Raw genomic sequence first — 23562 nt, 5'->3', positions numbered from 1 at the left:
CAGCAACGTCATCGAATTGCACAGGCGAAAAATCCCAAACATCGACCCCGAGGTTCACAGAATTTCTTGAGCCAAGCCAGTTGTTGTGAACGTGACCGAACATTTGAATAGCGCTGCGTCGGGCATGGTTCCATGTAATCATTGGATAGTGGCAAAGCGTGTTGGACTGCTTGAGCGGGCCGTCACGGAGCTCAACAAGTGGAGACACAGTATCCCACGGCAGCATTAAAGTCGGTTCGCAATCGTGGTTCCCAACGATCAAGTGCTTTCGAGCGCCCGGCAGCTGGTCGAATATCCCTTTAAGGTAAGCAGCATCCTTTGACCTTGGGCCGAAAGCGAAGTCACCAATGATCCAGAGATCATCGTCCTCATGAACCCTCTCGCACATGTTTGCGATCAAGACGGCATCCATCTCCTCCACGGAAGAAAAGGGGCGATCACAGAACTTCATAACGTTCTCATGACCGAAATGCGTATCAGCAGTATACCAGTGAGCCATGGTTTCTATCCGGGTTTCCCTGATTTTTTCGTAGGATAGCCGGTCATGACCACGCCGCAACATCGGCGATGTCCGGTCACAACGCTATCTTCAGGGATAGTGGCCACGGTGCCAAATCTACACACTTATGCGTAAATCCGCACTCTTATGAGTAAATGACAACAGATTGATACAGTGGTGAGCCGTGCAGGGTTCGAACCTGCGACCCACTGATTAAAAGTCAGTTGCTCTACCAACTGAGCTAACGGCCCACTAGGCGGCCTATCTAGAAAGGGTAAGCCACAGGGTCAAGCCGATTCTGGTACCTTTTCCTGCGACATACTGGATTCCCTGAAACCCCGGCGCTATATGCCCGCCATGGCGGAAACTGCGACCTCTCATTGGCCCTTCATGAAGATGCACGGGGCGGGCAACGACTTTGTCGTGATCGACGGTCGCACGGCACCCGTGAGCCTGACAGAGCCGCTGGTAAGGGCCTTGTCGGACCGCCATCGCGGTGTGGGCTTTGACCAATTGGCCCTGATCACAGACGGCGACGACCTCACCGTCACCTATTACAACGCCGACGGTTCGCAGTCGGCGGCCTGCGGCAATGCCACACGCTGCATCGCCGCGCGCGAGATGACCCGGAACGGCAGCAACACACTCAGCATCGAAGTCACCGGCCGCGGCACGCTTCAGGCCTTGCGCAACACCGATGGCAGCATCGCTGTGAACATGGGCCAGCCTCAGATGGACTGGCAGAACATCCCGCTCTCGCAGGATGTCGACACCCTGTCGCTGCCTCTCGACCGCAGCCCGGTCGCCACGGGCATGGGCAACCCGCACTGCACCTTTTTTGTGGATGACATAGACGGCGTAGACCTCGGCACCATCGGCCCGGAAATCGAACACCACCCGCTGTTCCCTGAACGCACCAACGTGCAATTTGCCCAAGTGATCGGCCCGGACCATATCCGCATGCGTGTCTGGGAGCGGGGCACAGGGATCACGCTGGCCTCCGGCTCGTCCTCCTGCGCGACCGCTGTCGCCGCAGTGCGCCGCGGCCTGACCGGACGCAAGGTGCAAATCGACCTCGACGGCGGCACCCTTCATATCGACTGGCGAGAGGATGGCGTCTGGATGTCAGGCCCTACCGCCCACGTCTTTGACGGCACACTGACACATGAGTTCCTGGCCAGCCTATGAGCGCACCAGTTTTCTCAAACCACGGCTGCCGCCTCAACGCCTATGAAACCAAGGCAATGGAAGAACTGGCAGCGCAGGCAGGCGTCGAAAACGCCATCGTCGTAAACACTTGCGCTGTGACCGCCGAAGCCGTCCGCAAGGCGCGGCAAGACATCCGCAAACTCCGCCGCACCTATCCCGACGCCAAACTGATCGTCACCGGCTGCGCGGCCCAGACCGAGCCGGACACATTCGCAAATATGGACGAGGTGGACGCGGTCATTGGCAACACTGAAAAGATGCAGGCCAGCACATGGGCGGGCCTCGCGGGCGACTTCAGGACCGAACCGGTGCAGGTGGACGACATCATGTCCGTTACCGAAACCGCTGGGCACCTCATCGACGGCTTTGGCACCCGCAGCCGCGCCTATGTACAGGTCCAGAATGGCTGTGACCACCGATGCACCTTCTGCATCATCCCCTACGGCCGCGGCAATTCCCGCTCGGTGCCGGCAGGCGTGGTGGTGGACCAGATCAAGCGACTGGTCGACCGCGGCTTCAACGAAGTCGTCCTGACGGGCGTCGACCTTACCTCATGGGGCGCGGACCTGCCTGGGGAACCGCGGCTGGGCGATCTCGTCATGCGCATCCTCAAGCTGGTGCCGGACCTGCCCCGCCTTAGGATCAGCTCCATCGACTCGATCGAGGTGGATGAGGCCCTGATGCAGGCCATCGCGACGGAGCCCCGCCTCATGCCGCACTTGCACCTGTCGCTGCAACATGGTGACGACCTGATCCTGAAACGGATGAAACGCCGCCACCTGCGCGACGATGCCATCCGCTTTGCGCAAGAAGCACGCGCGCTGCGTCCCGAAATGACCTTTGGCGCCGACATCATCGCCGGCTTTCCCACGGAAACCGAGGCGATGTTCGAAAACTCCCTGCGCCTCGTCGAGGAGTGCGACCTCACCTGGCTGCACGTCTTCCCCTACTCACGCCGCCCCGGCACACCTGCCGCGCGAATGCCGCAAGTCAACGGCAAGGCGATCAAGGACCGTGCCGCTCGCCTGCGCAGCGCGGGCGAAGTACAGGTGTCAAAACACCTCGCCACGCAACAGGGCAAGGTCCATCACATTCTGATGGAAAACCCTCATATGGGCCGCACCGAGCAGTTCACCGAAGTGCAGTTCGACACACCCCAACCCGAAGGCCATATCGTCACCGCACGGATCACCGGCCAATCCGACAGCGCTCTAATCGCGTCTTCTTCTCTTTAGAAGTACGGCGGGGGGCGGCGGCAGCCGCGGGGGCGGCGGCGCCTCCTGAGCGGCCATATGGCACGTCATTTCCCTTAAAGGCCGCGCGTAAGGCGCAGGTGTCCTGCGCCAAAGAAAAAGCCCCGCCAAAAGGCAGGGCTTACGAAGTCGCTATGCGAATAACTTACTTCTTCTTGTAACGGGCCTTGACCGGCGCCCACAGGCGCTTGTTGGTCAGGTACAGCAGCACAGACAGGATGGTGAGGAAGATCACGCCGACAAATCCAGCCTGCTTGCGCGCCATCATCTTGGGCTCAGCCGTCCACATCAGGAAGGCAGAGACATCCTCGGACAGGCTCTGAAGATCAGTGGCCGCGCCATCCGCAAACTCGGTGTCATCACCGTACAAGGGGGGCGCCATTGCGATCCACCCGCCGGGGAACCACTTGTTCTCATAGAGAACCGCACCGGCCTCTTCCTTCTCTTCGCCGGTATAGCCTGTGAGCAGCGCAGTGATGTACTCCGCTCCACCCATACCGTTGAACAGCTGGTTGACGCCCAGACCATAGGGACCGTGGAAACCTGCGCGCGCCTTCGCCATCAGGCTCAGGTCGGGCGCATTTTCCAGGTTCGAGCCTGGGAAGTGGTCGTTCGGGATGGCCGGACGGAAATCGTCAATGGCCGGGTCGAACACTTCATAGAACTCGGCATAGGCGCGCACCTGATCCGCAGGCATGCCCGGACCGCTTTCGTCTTCCAGCGTCCGGATCGGCACATACTGCAGACCGTGGCAGGCCGCGCAGATCTCGGTGTAGATTTGCAGGCCGCGCTGCAGCTGGTTCTGGTCGAAGGACCCAAACGGACCATCAAAGCTGAAGTTCACATTGGGCACATTCTTGGCCTCGCCCGCGGCGAAAGCCCCGGTGGCCAGCGCGAACGCCGCCACCATGCTCACTGCAAGTTTCTTAAACATCTGCAGTCTTCTCCTTATTCCGCAGGCTGGGCCGAAGGCGCAGCAGTACCGCTGTCCCCCTTGCCCACGTTCGCGGCAAAGTCTTCTTCAATGGTCGCCGGTTGCGCGTTCGGCTTCTCGATCACGCCCAACAGGGGCAGGATGACCAGGAAGTAGACGAACCAGTATGTCGATGCGAGCAACGCAATGGTGTTGTACGGCTCTTCCGCCGGGCGAGCACCCACCCACATCAGCACGAAGAAGTCGACCACCAACAGGCCAAACCACCACTTGAACATCGGACGGTAACGACCCGAACGCACGCTGGATGTGTCCAGCCATGGCGCCAGCGCCATCACCGCGATCGCCCCAAACATCGCCAGAACACCGAAGAAGTCGGCTTGGATGATGCCACCGCTGATGAAGGTCGCGAACTGCACGATCCACACATCGGGGGTAAAGGCACGCAGGATCGCGTAGAACGGCAGGAAGTACCATTCCGGCACGATATGCGCAGGCGTCGCCAGCGGGTTCGCCTCGATATAGTTGTCGGGGTGGCCCAGATAGTTCGGCATAAAGCCCACGATGGCAAAGAACACCACCAGGATGATCGCCAGCGCGAACAGGTCCTTGATCACGAAATAGGGCCAGAAGGGCAGCGTGTCTTTCTCTGCTTCTTCCTTCGACGTGCGGCGCACTTCAACACCGGTCGGGTTGTTGTTCCCCGTGGTGTGGAAGGCCCAGATATGCACGATCACCAGACCGGCAATCACGAAGGGCAGCAGATAGTGCAGGCTGAAGAAGCGGTTCAGCGTGGAGTTGTCCACGGCAGGCCCGCCCAGAAGCCAGCTTTGCAGCGCCTCACCGATGAACGGGATCGCACCGAACAGGCCGGTGATCACGGTCGCACCCCAGAAGGACATCTGACCCCAGGGCAGCACATAGCCCATGAACGCCGTACCCATCATCAGCAGGTAGATGAGCATCCCGATGATCCACGTGATCTCACGCGGCGCCTTGTAGGAACCGTAGTAGAGACCGCGGAAGATGTGGGCATAAACAGCAACAAAGAACAGCGAAGCGCCGTTCATGTGCAGGTAACGCAGCATCGCGCCACCGTTCACGTTGCGCATGATGTGTTCAATCGACGCAAACGCCTGATCCACATGCGGGGTGTAGTGCATCGCCAGCACGATACCGGTGATGATCTGCAGCGCCAGACAGAAGGTCAGAACGATGCCCCAGATCCACATCCAGTTCAGGTTCTTCGGCGTCGGGATCATCAGCGTGTCGTACATCAGGCCAACGATCGGCAACCGCTTGGCCAGGCCCTTTTCCCAGGCCGCCTTCGGTTCATAATGGTCGTGAGGAATTCCAGCCATGGTCTCTCTCCCTTACCCTAACAGGATCGTGGTCTCGTCCACGAATTCAGCAACAGGAACCGGCAGGTTTTCCGGCGCGGGTCCACGACGGATCCGGCCCGAAGTATCATAGTGCGAGCCGTGGCAGGGGCAGAACCAGCCGCCAAAGTCCCCTGCATCGCCCAAGGGCACACAGCCCAGGTGCGTACACACGCCTTGCATCACCAGCCACTCGCCGGTGTTGTCCGCGCCACCAAACGGCGGCAGCGAACGGTTTCCATCATCACCCGGCGTACCGCTCGGCAAATTTCCATTGCGCGCATCCGGATCAGGAAGATCATCCACAGGCACTTCACGCGCCGCGCTGATCTCTTCCTCGGTCCGGCGGCGAATGAACACCGGCTTGCCCAGGAACAAAACAGTCAGCTGCGTGCCGGGCGACAGGCTCGACACGTCAACGCGCATCTGGCTTGCCGCGACAACGTCAGCCGACGGGTTCATTTGGTTCACCAACGGCCAGATCGCCGCACCGGCCGTCACCGCACCTGCGCCAGCCGTGGCGTAGTACAGAAAATCGCGCCGGGTGCCTTCGTGGTCTTCTTCTACGTGGGACACGGGGGACTTCTCCAGTTTCCAATGCCCCAAAAGGGGCCAAATAAGACGACGGGCCGCGCGCAGGCACAGCCGTTTCATCGGGCTATCTAGCGGGGTCCCCCGCCCACGTCCAGCGCGCAAACTGACACACGTGGTCGCAGGGTGCTTGATTAACCCCTTGATAAGACTCAAGAGCGCACGGTCTGTTAATCACGAGGTTGGTGCATAGCCGGTGTACGGACTGTGCACAGGGTGTGCACGCCCGGAGTACAGCCCATCCCCGTTGTTTTGCTGGCGTTAACCCCGATTCGCGCCCGTTTGGCGGATCGCACCCACCGAACGTTGCGCGACGCTAGCCTTTGGGTTCGGTCGCCTGCATCGACGGACGGGCCGCAAAGGCCTCATACCACCCAGCCAGCGCATCACGCCCCTTGCGCCAGTCTCTGTCCCCATGACGGAAATCCAGATACCCCAGGGCACAGGCCACACCGATGTGCCCGATGTCCATCTTCCCGGCCAAATGGCCCATCCAGCGGGCATTCAGCGCATCCAGAGCCCCCTCGACCTTGCCCCACTGCGCCTCGATCCAGTCGTTTGACCAGATCTCCTCCGGGCGGAACCGCTTTTCGTAAACCATCAGCACAGCGGCCTCCATCAGCGCATCCGCTGTGGCTTCCAGGACGAGTGTCTCCCAGCCCTTCTCGGGGTACAGACCGGCCTCGGCCCGCGCATCCAGGTAGCGGCAGATCACCTTGCTATCATACAGCGTCGGCCCCTCGTCCCGCACCAGCGCCGGGATTTTGCCGACCGGGTTCGCCGCCTTAAGCGTCGCATCGGTGCCGCCGGGTGCCGCAGTCACGGTGACCATCTCGACATCATCTGCTTGCCCCGTTTCATGCAGCAAAACCAGCACCTTGCGCACAAAGGGGCTCGGCCCCGCCATTAACAGCTTCATCGTGATTCTCCCCTTGGGTTCGGGCGCAGCCTAGGCCCCGCGCATCAGCGCAGCAAGGATGCGCGTCTCCTGCCCCAGCCCGTAGGCATCGACATAATCCGACGCCCGCAACCGAACCGCGTCGGGCTTGTTCTGGTTCAGCTTCCAGGTGCCATCGACCGCCTCAATCGTCATCCGACACGGCACAATCTGGCGCATCATCTTGTCCAGCACCTCGGGCGTCATCTTGTCCGTTTTCCACGGCGTCTTGGGCAGCAACTGATCCTCGAAATGCTTCGACTGCCGGTCCAGCATATCGCGCATCTGCTCCTGCGGCAGCATCTCCAAAGTGCCCGTGATGTGCACCGCCACATAGTTCCAGGTCGGCACCTGATCCGGCACCTCGTACCAGTCGGGCGAGATGTAGCCATCCGCCCCGCTCACCGCGATCTTGGCCGTCATCGGCGCCTTCAAAGCCCGCGCAATCGGGTTCGACCGCACCAGATGCAGATCAAGCTGCGCGCCCTGTTCATCAATCAGAAAGGGGATATGCGACATCATCGGCCCATCCGCGCCATTCACGGCCAGCACACCAAACGCACGCTCGCGGGCAAACGCGATGTTCCGCTCTGCGGTCTCGGTGTGAAAAACGGGATTGGGGTGCATGGGTCCGCTCCGTGATACGTCGCGTTCCTCTTGCCTCTGCCGCCGCGGCTTGGCAACCTGAGCCTGTTCTCAGGGCGGGGTGAAATTCCCCACCGGTGGTATTTGCTTCGGCAAGAGCCCACGAGCGCCTCGGTTTCCGAGGGTCCAGCAGATCAGGTGAGAGGCCTGAGCCGACGGTCACAGTCCGGATGAAAGAGAACGCAGGTGACAGCATCCATACGGGTGCGTCTTGTCACGTGCGCAATCGCCTTGGGTGACGTGTCTGAACCAAAGGAGATTGATATGACACACACCCGCTTCGCCTTTGTCAAAGCCCAATGGCACGCCGCCATAGTCGATCAGGCTTTGTAAGGCTTAACCGAAATTATCGCATCAAATCAAGTAGATGTCTTCGACGTACCCGGCGCGTTCGAGATGCCTCTCATGGCCCAAACGCTCGCCGAGACGGGCCGGTACAACGCGATAGCCTGCGCTGCTCTCGTAGTCGACGGCGGCATCTACCGCCACGACTTCGTGGCTTCCGCCGTGGTCGACGGATTGATGCAAGTCGGCCTCAAAACCGGCGTACCCATCCTATCGGTTTCGCTCACGCCCCACCACTTCCAGGAAACCGAGCACCACATGAACATCTACGCCGACCATTTCGTGCTCAAGGGACGCGAAGCAGCCCAGGCCGCCCTCGGCATCACAGCCACGCGGGCAGACCTGCGCTCAGCGGCCTAGATAGGCCCGCAAGGCGGGCGGCGGATCAGCGAGGACTGCGCCCACAGGCGCAGGAGGAGCGACCGCCCCCGCCTCAACAAAAATCAGATCATCCGCGCGCTCCGCATCCTCGGGCGCGTGGGTGATCATCAACACAGTCGCCCCCGCATCCCGCGCCACTTGCGACGTCAAATCCAGCATCTCAACCCGCAATGCGGGCCCCAGCGCAGCAAAGGGTTCGTCCAGCAAAAGCAATGGCTTGGCCTGCACCAGCACCCGTGCCAATGCCGCCCGGCTCTGCTGTCCACCGGACACATCCCCCGGCTTGCGATCCGCAAATTCCGCCAGCCCAACCCGGCCCAGCGCATCAAGCACTTGCGCCGTCTCCGCCTCACTCAACCGCAACGCAGGCCGTATCCCCAGCCCGACATTCTGCGCCAGCGTCAGATGCGGAAACAGGTTCCCGTCCTGAAACAGCATCGCAATCCCGCGCTTGTCTGGCCGCGCGTCGGTCACGTCCAGACCGTCCACCTCAATCCGACCAGTGGCAATGTCGATATACCCCCCCAACGCATTGAGAAGCGTAGACTTTCCCGCCCCCGACGGCCCGATCACGGCAACCCGCCGCCCGCGCTCAACGGCAAAATCAGCGGAGAGCTCAAATTCCCCGTGCGCGATCTTCAGCCCCTCAACCCGCAGCATACCGCCGCCCCCACGCATCACAGATCCAGAACATCCCGAACGCGAGCGCCACCAGCACCAACGCCGCCCCCGCAGCCGCCTCGGTCCGGTAGGCGCCCATCAGCCGGTACATCTGCAACGGCAACGTCGCGACATCCGGGTCCGCAAACAGCGCCACAACCCCCAGATCGCCAACACTCAACGCCGCCGTCAGCCCGGCTGCAAACCCAATCTGCGGGCGCAACCTCGGCACCAGCACAAACCGCCAGAGCGCGAGGCTGCGCAACCCCAACCCCATACTCAACCGCCCGTAATCATTGAACACTTGCCGCATCGACGGCAGCAGGATGCGCACCGCAAACGGCAGCGCCATCATAGCGTTGATCAGGGCAGTCACGGGCAAGGCAAAGGCCGTGGGCGATACGTAGGGATAGATCAGAATGAACCATCCCGTCCCGATCATCAGAGGCGACGCAACGAGGCCCAACAAAGTCAACGCCTCCGCCCCGCCCCACCTGGCCTGCGCCAACCATGCCGCCATGGGCAGGGCCAGAACCAGTAGAACCACAGTGCTGACACAGGCCACCCAAATGGTCGTCCAAGTCGCCGTCAGCACCGAAAAAGGCATATAAAACAAGCCCACAAGACCCGATAGCGCAATGGACAATAGCGGCAGCAACAGAAAGCCAGCCGCCAAGGTGATCCAGAACGCATCCCCCCAAACGCTCGGCGCATCCCAGCGGCGCACCGCCCGGTCACGCCCTGTTTGCAGCGCAATGGGCGGCAATATCCAAAGCGCCAGCACCGCCGCAGCCCCCGCCACAGCCAATTGCAGCACGCTCAGCACCGCCGCGCGCCCAAGGTCAAAATCAAACCTAAATGCCTGATAAATCGCCAACTCAATGGTCGTCGCCCGCGGTCCACCACCAAGGGTCAGCGCAACCGCAAAACTCGTCAGGCAGATGACAAAGATCAGAACAAAGGCCCCCGGCACCACCTGCCGCAGAATGGGCCATTCGATGATGCGAAACACCATGCGCGGGGTCAGGCCCAACTGCCCCACCATGCGAAACTGCTCGGCCGGGACCGCCTGCCAGCCTTGCAGGATCAACCGCGTCGCCAGCGGCATGTTGAAGAAAACATGTGCCAAAACAACGCCATGCGCACCGTAGATCGACACCTCGGGCAGCCCGAACAGGCCGAGTGCCGTGTTCAGCCACCCGTTCCGCCCAAAGATCGCGAGCAGACCGAGAACCGCGACAATCACCGGCAAGATAAATGGCGCGCCCAACAGCGTGACCAGCAGCGTGTGCCCCGGCAACCGCCGCCGGGCGAGCGCCCGCGCCACAGGCACGGCCAGAACCACCGAAATCAAGGCTGAGAAAAACGCCTGCCAAACGGTAAAGCGCACCGCTTGCCATTCGGCGGCGCGCAGGCCAGTGGTCGTCTCGATCCGCTGGCCAATACCGACAAAGGCGGCAATCACCGCCGCGACGACGAAACCCGCCGCGATGATGCCAAGCCATAGGCTTACTGGCTGAGCGCGGCGCGCCATGTCTCGATCGCGTCCGCTTGCAGTTCCGCCGCTTCAGTCTCGGAATAGAACAGGACCTTTTCGGGCAGCGGCAGTTCCGACCAACCTTCGGGCCAATCCGCTTGCGGCAGCGCCGAAGGCAGCGACCAGTTCGCTGTGGGAATAATCGTCTGGAACTCGCGCGACATCACAAACTCCAAAAACTGATCCGCCAGTTCCGGCTGATCCGTCCCCGCAATCTTGCCCACGGTTTCAACCATGAAATAGTGGCCTTCGGGGAAGATCGCCGCCTTCTTGGTAAAGTCCTCCTCCGCAAACATGTGGTACGCGGGCGAGGTCGTGTAGCTCAGCACCATGTCCGCCTCACCATCGGTGAAGAGGCCGTAGGAGGCCGACCAATCCTTGGTCACGGTCAGGATGTTGTCAGACAGCGCCTCCCAAACCTCTGCCGACCGGTCGCCATAGACGGCCTGCACCCACAGCACCAATGCCAGACCGGAAATGGACGTGCGCGGATCCTGAATGACGATCTTCACGTCATCAGGCAGCGCCAACAGATCCTCAAAGCTCGCGGGCGGCGCGTCCATCGTCGTCTCGTTGTAGATGAACGCCGTATGCCCGTAGTTGAAGGGCAAGAACGTGTCATCCGTCCACTCAATCGGCAGCGTCAACGCGCTGTTGTCCTGCCCATGCGGCGCAAACAGGTCCGTCGCGCGCGCCTTGGCCGTCACGTCAGAGGTCAGGCCAATGACCACATCCGCCTTCGTCCGCTCCCCTTCCAGCAGCAGGCGCGTCACCAGATCGCCAGTGGACCACTCCAGATCGCAGCCACAGATCTTTTCAAACTCAGTCTCAAGCGTCGGCCCGGGCCCCCACTCGGACGTAAAGTAGTCCCCGGCATAGACCGTCAGAACGGGTGTGTCGGCCAGCGCCGTCGTCGCGCCCAGCGCGGCGGCCAGTGTCAAAGCATATTTCATCGCATCCTCCAATCAGAGAGGCGGCGGGATATCGGTCTTGGGGTGAACCAAACCTTCCCTCCGCCGGTGTTAACCGGTTCAGGTTCAACGGGTTCGCGATATGCATCTCAGCCTGTCGCCAGGCACCCCGAGGTGCGTCCATAGCTAGGCCGAGGGCGATAAGCCTGCAAGCGGAAAACGGCTTGAGCCATGTAAGGCCCGCCGCTAGACGGGTCCGGCAAAGGAGCGCACACATGTCGATCAACAGTTTTGGCCATCTTTTCCGTGTGACCACATGGGGCGAAAGCCACGGCCCCGGGCTTGGGGCCACCGTTGACGGGTGCCCTCCAGGGATCGAAGTGGACGAGGCAATGCTGCAGCAATGGCTCGACAAGCGCAAACCCGGTCAGAACAAATACACGACGCAGCGGCGCGAACCCGATGAGGTGAAGATACTGTCGGGTGTGTTCGAGGGGCAGACGACCGGCACCCCTGTCCAACTGATGATCGGGAACACCGACCAGCGGTCCAAGGATTATGGCGACATTGCCGAGAAATTCCGTCCCGGCCACGCCGACATCACCTATTGGCAGAAATACGGCATCCGCGACTATCGCGGCGGTGGCCGGTCCTCGGCCCGCGAAACGGCAGCACGGGTTGCGGCGGGTGGCTTGGCACGCGCGGCGTTAGACAAGCTGGTGCCGGGGATCGAAATCAAAGGCTACATGACCCGCATGGGCGCGCACGAGATTGATCGCGACCAGTTCGACTGGGGCCAGATTGACCAGAACCCGTTCTGGGTGCCTGACGCCCAAGCAGCCGAGATGTGGGCGGATTACCTCGACGGTTTGCGCAAATCCGGCTCCAGCGTCGGCGCTGTGATTGAGGTCGTAGCGCGAAACGTGCCTGCGGGCCTCGGCGCGCCGGTTTATGGCAAGTTAGACACTGATCTGGCTGCCGGCATGATGTCCATCAACGCGGTTAAAGGGGTCGAGATTGGCGAGGGCATGTCAGCCGCGATGCTGACCGGGGAACTCAACGCTGACGAGATCACAATGAGGCCTGACGGGCCGGAATACTCCTCGAACCACGCAGGCGGAATCCTCGGCGGCATCTCGACGGGACAGGACATCGTTGTCCGCTTTGCGGTCAAGCCAACCTCATCCATCCTGCAAACCCGCAAGACGATCACCAAATCGGGCGAAGAGACCGAGATCATCACCAAGGGCCGCCACGACCCCTGCGTCGGCATCCGCGCCGTGCCCGTGGGCGAGGCGATGATGGCCTGCGTGATCCTCGATCACCTGCTGCTCGACCGCGGCCAGACCGGCGGCGTCCGGGGCAAGATTGGCTAGGCCAGCATCACGCCCACAGAGCGCACGATGTTGTGCAAAGTCTCGTGGTCGATCCGCGCCCGCGCCATGGTGCGCAACCCGACATACTGGGCGATGATCATATCGGCGAGGGCGCCGCGCTCTGCCGGGTTCAGCGTGGCGTGCTTGGGTGATGCGCCCAGCGCCGTGTAGATCCCATCACGCAGCGCGCCCAAACCGTCAGACACGGCCTTGGCAATCTCGTCATCATAGGAACTCGGGCCCGCCGCAGCGGTACATAGCAGGCAGCCACGGTCGTCGCCGTTAACCACATTCTGATACGAGCCTTGGAACATCGCCATGATCCGCTCGGCACCATTTGGAACAGACGGGTCGTTCAGCATCGCCACACCGGCCTGCACAGCTTGTTTCTCGTAACGCTGCAAGACCTGCATAAAAAGCGTCTTCTTGTCGGTGAACGCTTTGTAGAGACTGCCGCGCGTCAGGCCCATACCGTCCAGCAGGTCCGGCAGCGACGCCCCCTCGTACCCGTGTTGCCAAAAGACGTGCATCGCCTTTTCAAGCGCGTCGTCCGTGTCGAATGATCGTGGTCTGGCCATGTGATGTCCTCAGCTCTCACCCTTAATATAGCGTTTGGAACCATATAGTCCAGAACTCACGGCTTCGTGTTTTGTACCAGTCGGTCCCTTTTGCTATCTCCGAATTAGGAACCAATTAGTTTACAACGGAGACCCCAATGCTCAACCTCATCAAATCCATCGCTCTGACCCTCGCCATTGTCATCGGCTTTGCAACCGGCCCCGCGTCTGCTGACACTGTTGCAAGCGGCACGTTCACCGGCGCATCCGACCACATCACCACCGGCGCCGTAGATGTGATCAAGAACGCCGACGGCAGCCACACGATCGTGCTGGGAGCCGACTTCAGCCTCGACGGCGCGCCCGACCCACGCGTGGGCCTCGGCAAAGACGGCAAGTACAACGGTGATACGGACTCCGGCCTTCTGGGCAGCCTGACCGGTGCACAATCCTTCGTCATCCCTGCCGGTGTCGACGTCTCCGACTTCAACGAAGTCTATATCTGGTGCGAAAAGTTCAGTGTTCCGCTCGGCGTCGCCAAACTGAACTGATCGGCTTGCCATTCCTCCCCCGACCCGACAAGGATTGGGGGAAATGAAAGCCCCCACAACCCAGAACAAACCCGGCACCGCCATCGGCCTCAAGCTTGTGGCGGTGTTCCTGTTCATGGTCATGGCGGCCATGATCAAGGCAGCGACACAAAACGTCCCCTCGGGACAGGCGGTTTTCTTCCGGTCCTTCTTTGCCCTGCCGATCATCATCGGCTGGATCTGGCGCGCCGGAGAAATGCGCGAGGCACTCACACCCAACAACCTGACAGGTCACATCTGGCGCGGCCTGTTCGGGACGTCGGCCATGGCGCTCACCTTTGCGGGCCTCGCATTGTTGCCACTGCCTGAGGTAACAGCCATTGGCTACGCGACGCCCATGTTCACGGTCATCCTGGCTGCAATCATGCTGGGGGAAAAGGTGCGGTTGTTCCGGATCAGTGCCGTGGCGCTTGGCCTTGTGGGCGTGATGATCGTGATGTGGCCGCGCCTGTCGGTGGATGTGGCAACGGTCGGAACGGCGGGCACGATAGGTGCGCTCATGGTGCTCGGGGCATCCATTTTGCGGGCGCTGGTACAGATACACATCCGAACGCTGGTCAAGACCGAGCACACGGCGGCCATCGTTTTCTACTTCTCGGTAACGGCGACGGTGCTTAGCCTTCTCAGCCTGCCTTTCGGCTGGATCGTGCCCACGACCACAGACATCATCCTCCTGGTCAGCGCAGGCCTGATCGGAGGGATCGCGCAAATCCTGGTCACCGCAAGCTACCGCTTTGGCGCAGCCTCCATGCTGGCGCCGTTCGACTACACGTCCCTGATCTTCGCCGCTTTGATCGGGTACGTCATCTTTGCAGAACTGCCGACGACCGAAACAGTGTTCGGCGCCACGCTGGTCGTGCTGGGCGGCGTGATCATCATCTGGCGCGAACGGCAATTGGGCGGCGGCAGAAGCCGTGCACGCGCAGTGACTGACCCCAAAGGCTAGGGCTTATGGCAAGCCGACGCTTCGACCACCAAACCATCCGGCCCAAAGCGCAACGTCTCCGCCGCCAGCACATCCCGGTGATTGCGATAGGTGATGACCATCATGCCGTGGCCGTGCAGCACATCGACCACGACAAAAGACAGATCCGGCTGCGCCTCCAAAGCGCGCGCCCAGTAGTCACGCAACGCCGCTTTGCCGCGCAATTCGCCATGCCCGACAAGCCGCATCGCCTTTTGCGAACGGAACACAACATCCTCGGCATAATGCGCGAGGATGCGGTCCAGATCGTGGGAATTCCACGCCGCCTCCCACTCGATGGCGAAGGCGTCGTAGTCCATGCTAGGCGCGCACCAGTTGCTCGTAATCCTCAGCCACGTCGCGGCACAGGGCACCGACCTCGAAGTTGTAGTCGCCTATTTGACCCACCGGCGTGACCTCAGCTGCGGTACCGGTCAGCCAGCACTGTTCAAAGCTCTCCAGCTCGTCCGGCATGATCACCCGCTCGTGCACTTTGATCTGTTTGTCCTGCAGCCGACCAATCACTGTCTGGCGCGTCAAACCGTTCAGGAACACATCCGCCTTCGGCGTGTGCACCTCGCCATCCTTGACGAAGAAGATGTTGGCCCCAGTGCACTCGGCCACATAACCGCGATAGTCCATGAACAGCGCGTCGGAACAGCCCTTGGCCTCTGCCGCATGCTTGGACGTGGTGCAGATCATGTAAAGACCGGCCGCCTTGGCGTGCACAGGGATCGTCTCGGGCGACGGGCGCTTCCATTTGGAAATGTCGATCTTCGCTCCCTTGTACTTGGCGTCGCCATAGTAGCTGCCCCATTCCCACGCCGCGATGGCCAGGTGGACCGGGTTGCGGGCGGAAGAGACACCCATGTCCTCACCCGCACCACGCCACGCCACCGCACGGACATAGGCGTCGGTCAGACCGTTGGCGGTCAGGACCTGCTGTTTGGCCGCTTCAATCTCGTCCACGGTGTAGGGGATCTGGAAATCCAGCTCACCGGCGGAAAAATGCAACCGCTCCGAATGCTCACGGCTGAGGAAGATCTTGCCATTATACGCCCGTTCACCCTCGAATACGGAGGAGGCATAGTGCATGGCGTGGCTCAGAATGTGGACATTCGCCTGACGCCAGTCGACCATTTGGCCGTCCATCCAGATTTGTCCGTCGCGATCATCGTAGCCAGCCATGGCATCCTCCCGATTTACATTTATTGCGCAAGTAGGACCGATGTGGTCATAAAGTTGCGCAAAACCTGCGATTCGATATCGCTTCGCCCTTGGAATGTCAACAAGGCTGACTTAAACTGCAACAAAAGACGGCGCGTGAGCGAGGGCGGTTATGGACGACGGACGGGCAACCACGACCAGAGGTGGAGAGAACCTTCTTTTCCTGACTGACGAACAGTTGCGGCAGGGGATCGAGGCGATGTTCTTTGCCTATCGCGGCTTTACCGCTGATCCGGACCGCATCCTGTCCGACATGGCCTATGGCCGGGCGCACCACCGCGCCATCCACTTCATCAACCGCGCGCCGGGCACAACCGTCAACAATCTCCTGAACATCCTGGGCGTGACCAAACAGTCGCTCAACCGCGTCCTGCGCACGTTGATCGAGGACGGCCTTGTCGAAAGTCGCGTCGGCACTTCGGACAAACGGGAACGTCACCTGTTTCTGACCGAAGACGGCCACGCATTGGAAACCCGTCTGTCCGACGCCCAGCGCGCACGGATGCGTACGGCATTCCGCGACGCAGGGCCCGAAGCAGTGGCGGGCTTCCGCACCGTGCTTGAGGCAATGATGGACACAGAAATGCATCGCACCTATCAAAGACTGAAGGAGAGCGGTGCATGAGTGACTTTGACGCCCACTTGCTGATCGTCGACGACGATGAACGAATTCGGAGCCTTTTACAGAAATTCCTGATGCGGAACGGGTTCCTTGTGACCGCCGCCCGCGATGCCGCCCATGCGCGGCGGGTGTTGGCGGGCCTCGATTTCGACCTGATCGTGCTGGACGTGATGATGCCAGGCGAAGACGGGCTGAGCCTCTGTCGTAGCTTGCGTGAAACGCACGCCACTCCCATCTTGCTGCTCACCGCCAAGGGCGAGACCGGCAACCGGATCGAAGGGCTGGAAGCAGGCGCGGACGACTACCTGCCCAAACCGTTCGAGCCCAAGGAACTTCTGCTGCGCATCAACGCCATCCTGCGCCGTGTGCCCGACGTGGCACCCGAGGAGGCCGCGCCCAAAATCCTCACCCTCGGCCCCATCCGCTACGACATGGAACGGGGCGAGATGTGGCAGGGCGAAGACCTCGTGCGCCTGACCGCCACCGAAATGCAGCTGATGAAGATCTTCTCCGCCAAACCCGGCGAGGCCATCAGCCGCGCCAAACTGGTCGAAGACCTCGGCCGCGACAGGGGCCAAGCGCAGGAACGGGCCGTGGACGTGCAGATCACGCGGCTGCGGCGCAAGATCGAGAGCAACCCGAAACAGCCCCGCTACCTGCAAACCGTGCGCGGCGCGGGCTACATGCTGGCGCCGGACTAATCGTAAGGCGGATTCCAATCCGCCCAACCCGACACCTCAAGACGGAGCATCACGATGGCAACAGCCCTGCTGACCCACGCGGACGGCCTCTTGCACGTCACACCCCCCGGCATGCCCGAACAAGTGGCGCGGCTCGACTATATCCAACGGGCGCTGGCCGATCTCGACCTGATCCGCGTCGATCCGCCGCTCGCCGATGATGCCTCCATCGCGCTCTGCCATCCACAGGACTACATCGACTTTGTCCGGTCCAAGGTGCCCACCGATGGGTTCGCCGGTCTCGACCGAGAAACCGACGCCGAAACCTTCCTTTCGCCCACCTCCTACAACGCCGTCTGGCGCGCAGCGGGTGGCGCGGTCAAAGCGGTCGACATGGTGCTGGACGAAGAAGTGCAAAACGCCTTCGTCGCCATGCGCCCGCCCGGGCACCATGCAGAACAGTCTCTACCCATGGGCTTTTGCATCTTCGGCAACGTCGCCATCGCCGCCAAACATGCGCTCGAAGTGCATGGGCTTGAACGGGTGGCAATCGTTGATTTCGACGTCCACCACGGCAACGGTACCCAAGCGCTGCTGCAAGACGACCCCCGCGCGCTCGTCGTCACCTCGCAGCAAATGCCGCTTTGGCCCGGCACGGGCGAGGCGTCTGATCGCGGTCCCCACGGCACCGTTCTGAACATCCCGCTGGCACCTCACACCGACGGCAACCACGCCATCGCCCAATATGAACGCCAGGTGATCCCGGCTTTGATCAACCACCAGCCCGAACTCATCCTGATCTCCGCCGGTTTCGACGCGCATCAGGACGACCCGCTCGCGCAACTCAACTGGACGGCAGACACCTACACCCGCCTCACCGACATGCTCACGCAAGCTGCACAAACCCTGTGCAAAGGCCGGGTGGTGTCGGTGCTGGAAGGGGGCTATGATCTGGACGCGCTGGCGGCCTGCGCCCGCGCCCACGTCCAATCGCTGATGAAGGCCTCCCAATGACCGACCGCCCCGTAGACGAAATGAGCTTCGAAGAAGCGATGGCCGAACTGGAACAGGTGCTGGGCCAGTTGGAACGGGGCGACGTGGCGCTGGACGACTCGATCAAACTCTACGAACGCGGCGCGCTGCTCAAGAAACGGTGCGAGACTAAGCTGCGCGAGGCCGAGGAAAAGGTCGCCGCCATCACCACTGATTCCGACGGCAACCCCACGGGGCTGAAACCGGTCGAAGGCCTCTGATCCATGTTCCGCCAAAGGCTGAGTGACGCGGCTGCCGCCATTCAGGCGCAGTTCGATACCGTGCTTGGTGCACTCGATCCGGTGCCCGTGGTGCAGGCGATGGCCCACGCGACCAATGGCGGCAAAAGGCTGCGTGGCTTCCTCGTGCTCGAAAGCGCCCGGCTGCATGGAATAGACCCTAACAAGGCCATTTGGCCCGCCACCGGCATCGAAGCCCTGCACGCCTATTCCCTCGTCCACGACGACCTGCCCTGCATGGATGACGACGATCTGCGGCGGGGTGAGCCAACCGTTCACATCAAATGGGACGAGGCAACCGCGGTGCTGGCCGGTGACGCCCTGCAAACCCTTGCCTTCGAACTCTGCGCCCATCCCGACGCCGGTAATGGCGACGTGCGCGCCGACCTCGCCATGTCGCTGGCAAAGGCGTCTGGTGCCCAAGGCATGGTGCTGGGCCAGGCCCTCGACATCGCCGCGGAAACGGCAGACGCGCCCCTGACCCTCGACGAAATAACGGCTCTACAAAGGGGCAAAACGGGCGCCCTGATCGAATGGTCCGCCACCGCAGGCGCGCGCATGGCACAGGCTGACATCACTCCGTTGCAAACCTACGCTCGCGCCCTCGGCCTCGCCTTCCAGATTGCCGACGATGTGCTGGATGTGACCAGCGATGCGGCGACTATGGGCAAGGCCACGGGCAAGGATGCGGATGCAGGCAAGGCCACCTTCGTCTCGCTCCTCGGACTGGACGAGGCGAAACGCCGCGCGAACGAACTCGTGACCGAAGCGTGTGACGCCTTACATGTATATCAAGCGGACGCTGACGCGCTGCGGGACGCAGCCCGCTTCGTCGTGACCCGCAACAGCTAGAGACAGACAGATGTCAGACCAGCCAAACACCCCGCTTCTGGACACCGTTCAACGGCCCGCCGACCTCAAACGGTTCTCCGACGCACAGCTACGCCAATTGGCTGACGAATTGCGGGCCGAAACGGTGTCGGCGGTGTCCGTAACCGGCGGTCATCTCGGCGCAGGTCTTGGCGTGGTCGAGTTGACCGTAGCGATCCACGCCATCTTCGACACGCCCCGCGACAAGCTGGTGTGGGACGTGGGCCACCAATGCTACCCCCACAAGATCCTCACAGAACGCCGCGACCGCATCCGCACCCTGCGGATGAAGGACGGGCTGAGCGGCTTCACCAAACGCTCTGAATCACCCTACGACCCCTTCGGCGCGGCCCACTCCTCCACCTCGATCAGCGCCGCCCTCGGCTTCGCCGTGGCGCGCGATCTTGGTGGCCAGCCCCCCGAGGGCTCCGGCGACGCCATCGCGGTGATCGGCGACGGGTCGATGAGCGCAGGCATGGCCTACGAGGCGATGAACAACGCGGGCCACCTCGGCAAACGGCTCTTCGTCATCCTCAACGACAACGAAATGTCCATCGCTCCGCCCGTGGGTGCGATGTCGTCCTACCTCTCGCGGCTCTACGCCCAGAACCCGTTCCAGGACCTCAAGGCAGCCGCCAAGGGCGCCGTCAGCCTGCTCCCCGAACCCTTCCGCGAAGGGGCCAAGCGGGCCAAGGACATGCTCAAGGGCATGGCCGTCGGCGGCACGCTCTTCGAGGAACTCGGGTTCAGCTATGTCGGCCCGATCGACGGGCACGACCTGGATCAGCTTCTGCCGGTCCTGCGCACCGTCCACGACCGCGCCACCGGGCCGATCCTGATCCATGTTCTGACGAAAAAGGGCAAAGGCTACGCACCCGCAGAAACCGCCCGCGACAAGGGCCACGCCACCGCCAAGTTCGACGTCGTCACCGGCAAACAGAAAAAGGCACCCAGCAACGCGCCCAGCTACACCTCGGTCTTCGCCCAACACCTGATCAAGCAGGCCGAGGCGGACGACAAGATCTGTGCCGTCACCGCCGCCATGCCGGACGGCACCGGCCTGAACCTCTTTGCCGAACGCTACCCGAGCCGCTGCTTTGACGTGGGCATCGCCGAACAACACGGCGTCACCTTCTCCGCCGCCCTTGCGGCTGGCGGGATGAAGCCGTTCTGCGCGATGTACTCCACCTTCTTGCAGCGCGGCTACGACCAGGTCGTCCACGACGTCGCTATCCAACGCCTGCCCGTCCGCTTCGCCATCGACCGCGCGGGCCTCGTGGGCGCCGACGGCGCCACACACGCCGGTGCCTTCGACGTCGCCTACCTGTCGAACCTGCCCGGCTTCACCGTCATGGCCGCGGCGGACGAGGCGGAACTGGCCCACATGGTCGCCACCGCCGCCGCACATAATGAAGGCCCCATCGCCTTCCGCTTCCCACGGGGCGAAGGCACCGGCGTCGACATGCCGGAACGCGGAGAACCGCTTGAGATCGGCAAGGGGCGCATGATCCAAGAAGGTAAGGGCGTCGCCCTCCTCTCCTTCGGCACACGTCTGGAAGAGGTACAGAAAGCCGCCGAAAACCTCGCCGCCAAGGGGATCACCCCCACCATCGCCGACGCCCGCTTTGCCAAACCGCTCGACCGCGACCTGATCCTGCAACTGGCTGCGGATCACGAGGCGCTGATCACCGTTGAAGAGGGCGCAGTGGGGGGCTTTGGCAGCCACGTCGCCCAGCTTCTGGCCGAGGAAGGCGTGTTCGACGCCGGGTTCAAGTACCGTTCCATGGTCCTGCCCGACATCTTCATCGACCAGGCCAGCCCCGCCGACATGTACGCCGTCGCAGGCATGAACGCCGAACAGATCGAGGCCAAGGTGCTGAACGTCCTTGGCGTTACGTCAATCGGCGAAGCACGCGCGTAATCCTTGCGCCATCCGCGCCACATCGGCCAGTGTTAGGGTCACATTTCGAAGAGCCCGAAACATGGACATTCACAGCCGCCCCATCCTGATCTACCGCTGGATCGTGTTCCTTCTGGCGGCGGGCTACTGCCTCTACCAGATGATCGGCGGGCAATGGACCGGACCGGGCGGCCCCTTCCGCTATCTCACCATCTGGGCGCTGTTTCTGTCCTTCTTCGCCGCCAGTCGGATGCTCGCGCTCAGCGAACACCGGATCACGCGGCAGCACGAGGTGACAGCGATGTGCGCTGCCGTGCTGAACGTGATGGTCGTGTTTCTCTACTGGCGGCTCTACTTCACCGACCCGTCTCTGGTGAATGGCGGCGGTCCCATCGTCTGGTGGCTCGAATACTACCTGCACGCGCTCGGCCCCGCGCTCCAGATCATCGACGCGCTCTTCATCGGCAAGGTCTTCCGCCGCGTCTGGCGCGCGGCCCTGCCCCTGATCGCCATCATCGCCGCTTACGTGGCCTGGGCCGAACTCTTCGTCCAACGGTTCAACACCAAACCCGTCGGTGACGTGACAAGCGGCCTGCCTTACCCCTTCCTCAACTCGATGGAATGGGCCGACCGCGCCATGTTCTACGGCATCAACGGGGCCACAGCGCTGGGCCTGCTCGCGGCCTTCGGCGTGATCGGCGCCGTGCTCTACCGCCTCTGGCCCCGTCAGGTCGCCGCCTGAACCAGCGTCAGAACAGCATAAAGCATCCCTAGCGACACCAAATACCCGGCGATCAGAAAGTACCCGTCGCGCGTCACCAGACCGAACGCCAGCAGCGCCACGGCACCCGCACCAAAGGACGTAAAGAACGGCACCAGTTCCAGAAACGGCCAGCTGACCGGGATCACCATGCACATCAGAAGCGCCACCTGCCGCAGCGGGTTCAACGCCAGAATGCGCAGGCGCGGATGCGAATGCCGGTCAAACCACCCGGCCGGGCGGCGCAGCCAACGGACCGCAGCCTGCAGCTTTCCCCGCCCCACGCGCCGGCGGCTCAGAAAACCGGGCAGCCACAGATGCTTGCGCCCGGCCAGCGCCTGCCCGACCAGCAGCCACAGTATGATGGCGGACAAGGTCGGCATACCCGGAATGCCCGACAGCGGCGAAACCAGCAGGATCGACACAACCAGCACGGCGGGCATGATCGACCGCTCGCCAATCTTATCGAGAATGTCCTGCACGGACACGTTCTCGCCCTCTCCGGCCCCGTCCAGCGCATCCAGCAGGTGGTTCAGCGTGCGCTTGTCGTCGGGCGTCATTCCGGGTGCTGCAGCAAGGCCGCCAGCCCTTCCTTGTAGGTGGGATAGATCAACTCCACACCCAACGCATCCTTGATGCGATCGTTCCGGACCCGCTTGCTCTCGGCATAAAAACTGCGCGCCATAGGCGTCATATCGGCCGTCTCGAAATCCTCGGCGGGTGGAATAGGCAGGCCCAGCAGATGCGCGGCATGTTCAATCACGTCCTCCGGCGGCGCGGCATAGTCATCACACACATTGTAGGCCGTGCCAGGCGCAGGCTCCACGATGGAGGCGGCCACGATCTGCGCAATGTCCTCTACATGAATGCGCGAAAACACTTGGTTCGGCTTGATGATCCGCCGCGCGGTACCATTGCGCACTTTGGCAAAGGGACCTCGCCCCGGCCCATAGATGCCCGCCAACCGAAAGATATGCAGCGGCAGACCCGGAATGACGGCCCATGCGGCCTCCGCATCCTTCCGCCACTGCCCGCGTCGCGTGGACGGGACAAGCGGCGTGTCCTCATCCACCCAATCGCCACCATGATCACCATAAACCCCGGTGGTGGACAGGTATCCAACCCACTCAAACTGCCCAGCGCGCGCCGCGATCTGATCACCGACTTCGCGCAAAACCGGATCACCCTCCGCATCTGGTCCCGCCGAGATCAGCACATGCGTCGCCGCATCAATCGCAGCGCCCATGTCATCACCGGGAAAGATCAGCGGCTCCACACCTGTGGCTTTCAACGCCTCGGCCTTCTCCGCCGTGCGGGTCGTGCCAATCACGTTCCAACCCTGTGGAAGCAACAGCTTGGTCAGCGCCTTGGCGGAATAACCGTGACCAAAGGAAAGAAGTGTCTTCGTCATCCTGCATAGGTGGCGCGCCTAAGGACCATGCACAAGCCCCTTGCCAAGCTTGG

26 protein-coding genes, 1 tRNA gene, 1 pseudogene and 2 riboswitches are annotated in these 23562 nt (G+C 62.0%); of the genes and pseudogenes, 13 read left to right on the top strand and 15 right to left on the bottom strand.

Annotated features, from left to right (window positions below; genetic code table 11):
- Together FD715_RS12300 and FD715_RS12295 are read right to left on the bottom strand one after the other, a co-directional pair.
- Window positions 1-499: metallophosphoesterase (locus tag FD715_RS12300; protein WP_189799478.1), on the bottom strand; the 499-nt coding region annotated here is incomplete at its 3' end.
- Window positions 500-674: 175 nt separating this feature from the next.
- Window positions 675-750, bottom strand: a tRNA-Lys gene (locus FD715_RS12295).
- A 97-nt stretch (window positions 751-847) separates the two neighbouring features.
- Here FD715_RS12295 and dapF point away from each other — a divergent pair.
- Both dapF and mtaB read left to right on the top strand, forming a co-directional pair.
- The gene (gene dapF / locus FD715_RS12290; protein ID WP_147109992.1) at window positions 848-1687 is read left to right on the top strand and encodes a diaminopimelate epimerase; all 840 of its coding nucleotides are present in this window, start codon (window positions 848-850) and stop codon (window positions 1685-1687) included.
- Window positions 1684-2943, top strand: coding sequence for a tRNA (N(6)-L-threonylcarbamoyladenosine(37)-C(2))-methylthiotransferase MtaB (gene mtaB, locus FD715_RS12285; RefSeq protein WP_147109991.1), 1260 nt, complete (start codon window positions 1684-1686; stop codon window positions 2941-2943). The genes dapF and mtaB overlap by 4 nt, the downstream gene beginning before the upstream one ends.
- Before the next feature lie 163 nt (window positions 2944-3106).
- Here mtaB and FD715_RS12280 read toward each other — a convergent pair whose 3' ends face one another.
- From FD715_RS12280 to FD715_RS12260, 5 genes are all read right to left on the bottom strand, one after another.
- On the bottom strand, window positions 3107-3895 hold the full coding sequence (locus FD715_RS12280; protein ID WP_147109989.1) for a cytochrome c1: 789 nt from the start codon (window positions 3893-3895) through the stop codon (window positions 3107-3109).
- Between the two features lie 14 nt (window positions 3896-3909).
- Window positions 3910-5256, bottom strand: a complete 1347-nt coding sequence (locus FD715_RS12275; protein ID WP_147109987.1) for a cytochrome b N-terminal domain-containing protein — start codon at window positions 5254-5256, stop codon at window positions 3910-3912.
- A gap of 12 nt (window positions 5257-5268) precedes the next feature.
- The gene (gene petA / locus FD715_RS12270; RefSeq protein ID WP_189799477.1) at window positions 5269-5850 is read right to left on the bottom strand and encodes a ubiquinol-cytochrome c reductase iron-sulfur subunit; all 582 of its coding nucleotides are present in this window, start codon (window positions 5848-5850) and stop codon (window positions 5269-5271) included.
- 331 nt (window positions 5851-6181) lie between these two features.
- A complete protein-coding gene (locus tag FD715_RS12265; protein WP_147109983.1) occupies window positions 6182-6784 on the bottom strand; it encodes a glutathione S-transferase in 603 nt (200 codons plus the stop codon).
- Window positions 6785-6814: 30 nt separating this feature from the next.
- A complete protein-coding gene (locus FD715_RS12260; protein WP_147109981.1) occupies window positions 6815-7429 on the bottom strand; it encodes an FMN-binding negative transcriptional regulator in 615 nt (204 codons plus the stop codon).
- A gap of 61 nt (window positions 7430-7490) precedes the next feature.
- Window positions 7491-7633: riboswitch (FMN riboswitch) on the top strand.
- A 78-nt stretch (window positions 7634-7711) separates the two neighbouring features.
- On the opposite strand from FD715_RS12260, the pseudogene FD715_RS12255 reads away from it, so the two are divergent.
- Window positions 7712-8152 (top strand): annotated as a pseudogene (locus FD715_RS12255) (6,7-dimethyl-8-ribityllumazine synthase).
- Here the strand turns inward: FD715_RS12255 and FD715_RS12250 are convergent.
- From FD715_RS12250 to FD715_RS12240, 3 genes are read right to left on the bottom strand one after another with little or no spacing between them, the layout of a single operon-like run.
- On the bottom strand, window positions 8141-8833 hold the full coding sequence (locus FD715_RS12250; RefSeq protein WP_147109979.1) for an ATP-binding cassette domain-containing protein: 693 nt from the start codon (window positions 8831-8833) through the stop codon (window positions 8141-8143). The pseudogene FD715_RS12255 and the gene FD715_RS12250 overlap by 12 nt on opposite strands.
- Complete coding sequence (locus tag FD715_RS12245; RefSeq protein WP_147109977.1) at window positions 8820-10367, bottom strand: thiamine/thiamine pyrophosphate ABC transporter permease ThiP; 1548 nt, start codon at window positions 10365-10367, stop codon at window positions 8820-8822. Before FD715_RS12245 ends, FD715_RS12250 begins: the two co-directional genes overlap by 14 nt.
- Window positions 10343-11323 (bottom strand): thiamine ABC transporter substrate binding subunit, encoded by a 981-nt coding sequence (locus FD715_RS12240; protein WP_147109975.1) that lies wholly within the window; start codon window positions 11321-11323, stop codon window positions 10343-10345. Before FD715_RS12240 ends, FD715_RS12245 begins: the two co-directional genes overlap by 25 nt.
- A gap of 38 nt (window positions 11324-11361) precedes the next feature.
- Window positions 11362-11463: riboswitch (TPP riboswitch) on the bottom strand.
- A 93-nt stretch (window positions 11464-11556) separates the two neighbouring features.
- Between FD715_RS12240 and aroC the strand changes: the two genes are divergently transcribed.
- Window positions 11557-12657, top strand: coding sequence for a chorismate synthase (aroC, locus tag FD715_RS12235; protein ID WP_147109973.1), 1101 nt, complete (start codon window positions 11557-11559; stop codon window positions 12655-12657).
- On the opposite strand, the gene FD715_RS12230 is transcribed toward aroC, so the two are convergent.
- A complete protein-coding gene (locus tag FD715_RS12230) occupies window positions 12654-13235 on the bottom strand; it encodes a TetR/AcrR family transcriptional regulator (protein WP_147109971.1) in 582 nt (193 codons plus the stop codon). The two genes, aroC and FD715_RS12230, sit on opposite strands and share 4 nt — an antisense overlap.
- Before the next feature lie 137 nt (window positions 13236-13372).
- On the opposite strand from FD715_RS12230, the gene FD715_RS12225 reads away from it, so the two are divergent.
- Window positions 13373-13765: a DM13 domain-containing protein gene (locus FD715_RS12225; protein WP_147109969.1), complete on the top strand. Its 393-nt coding sequence runs from the start codon at window positions 13373-13375 to the stop codon at window positions 13763-13765.
- A gap of 43 nt (window positions 13766-13808) precedes the next feature.
- Window positions 13809-14750, top strand: a complete 942-nt coding sequence (locus FD715_RS12220) for a DMT family transporter (protein ID WP_147109967.1) — start codon at window positions 13809-13811, stop codon at window positions 14748-14750.
- Here FD715_RS12220 and FD715_RS12215 read toward each other — a convergent pair.
- Together FD715_RS12215 and FD715_RS12210 are read right to left on the bottom strand one after the other, a co-directional pair.
- A complete protein-coding gene (locus FD715_RS12215; protein ID WP_147109965.1) occupies window positions 14747-15088 on the bottom strand; it encodes a nuclear transport factor 2 family protein in 342 nt (113 codons plus the stop codon). The genes FD715_RS12220 and FD715_RS12215 overlap by 4 nt on opposite strands.
- A 1-nt stretch (window position 15089) precedes the next feature.
- Window positions 15090-15956: a branched-chain amino acid aminotransferase gene (locus tag FD715_RS12210; protein ID WP_147109963.1), complete on the bottom strand. Its 867-nt coding sequence runs from the start codon at window positions 15954-15956 to the stop codon at window positions 15090-15092.
- Window positions 15957-16107: 151 nt separating this feature from the next.
- Between FD715_RS12210 and FD715_RS12205 the strand changes: the two genes are divergently transcribed.
- From FD715_RS12205 to FD715_RS12175, 7 genes are all read left to right on the top strand, one after another.
- Window positions 16108-16620 carry a MarR family winged helix-turn-helix transcriptional regulator gene (locus FD715_RS12205; protein WP_147109961.1) on the top strand — a complete coding sequence of 171 codons (513 nt, stop codon included), beginning with the start codon at window positions 16108-16110 and terminating at the stop codon, window positions 16618-16620.
- A complete protein-coding gene (locus tag FD715_RS12200) occupies window positions 16617-17318 on the top strand; it encodes a response regulator (RefSeq protein WP_039684975.1) in 702 nt (233 codons plus the stop codon). Before FD715_RS12205 ends, FD715_RS12200 begins: the two co-directional genes overlap by 4 nt.
- Window positions 17319-17372: 54 nt before the next feature.
- Window positions 17373-18311 carry a histone deacetylase family protein gene (locus FD715_RS12195; RefSeq protein ID WP_147109959.1) on the top strand — a complete coding sequence of 313 codons (939 nt, stop codon included), beginning with the start codon at window positions 17373-17375 and terminating at the stop codon, window positions 18309-18311.
- Window positions 18308-18550: an exodeoxyribonuclease VII small subunit gene (locus FD715_RS12190; RefSeq protein WP_147109956.1), complete on the top strand. Its 243-nt coding sequence runs from the start codon at window positions 18308-18310 to the stop codon at window positions 18548-18550. The genes FD715_RS12195 and FD715_RS12190 overlap by 4 nt, the downstream gene beginning before the upstream one ends.
- A 3-nt stretch (window positions 18551-18553) precedes the next feature.
- Complete coding sequence (locus FD715_RS12185; protein WP_147109954.1) at window positions 18554-19420, top strand: polyprenyl synthetase family protein; 867 nt, start codon at window positions 18554-18556, stop codon at window positions 19418-19420.
- Window positions 19421-19430: 10 nt separating this feature from the next.
- Complete coding sequence (dxs, locus tag FD715_RS12180; RefSeq protein ID WP_147109952.1) at window positions 19431-21359, top strand: 1-deoxy-D-xylulose-5-phosphate synthase; 1929 nt, start codon at window positions 19431-19433, stop codon at window positions 21357-21359.
- Window positions 21360-21420: 61 nt separating this feature from the next.
- Window positions 21421-22080, top strand: coding sequence for a hypothetical protein (locus FD715_RS12175; RefSeq protein WP_147109951.1), 660 nt, complete (start codon window positions 21421-21423; stop codon window positions 22078-22080).
- Here the strand turns inward: FD715_RS12175 and FD715_RS12170 are convergent.
- Together FD715_RS12170 and FD715_RS12165 are read right to left on the bottom strand one after the other, a co-directional pair.
- Window positions 22065-22658, bottom strand: a complete 594-nt coding sequence (locus tag FD715_RS12170; protein ID WP_147109949.1) for an exopolysaccharide biosynthesis protein — start codon at window positions 22656-22658, stop codon at window positions 22065-22067. The two genes, FD715_RS12175 and FD715_RS12170, sit on opposite strands and share 16 nt — an antisense overlap.
- Window positions 22655-23509 carry an SDR family oxidoreductase gene (locus FD715_RS12165; protein WP_147109947.1) on the bottom strand — a complete coding sequence of 285 codons (855 nt, stop codon included), beginning with the start codon at window positions 23507-23509 and terminating at the stop codon, window positions 22655-22657. Before FD715_RS12165 ends, FD715_RS12170 begins: the two co-directional genes overlap by 4 nt.
- Between the last annotated feature and the right edge of the window lie 53 nt (window positions 23510-23562).

The organism is Tateyamaria sp. syn59, from assembly GCF_007995245.1.
GTDB lineage: Bacteria > Pseudomonadota > Alphaproteobacteria > Rhodobacterales > Rhodobacteraceae > Tateyamaria.
The sequence above is the reverse complement of the archived record's forward strand: the minus strand, read 5'-3'. Positions and strand labels throughout refer to the sequence as shown.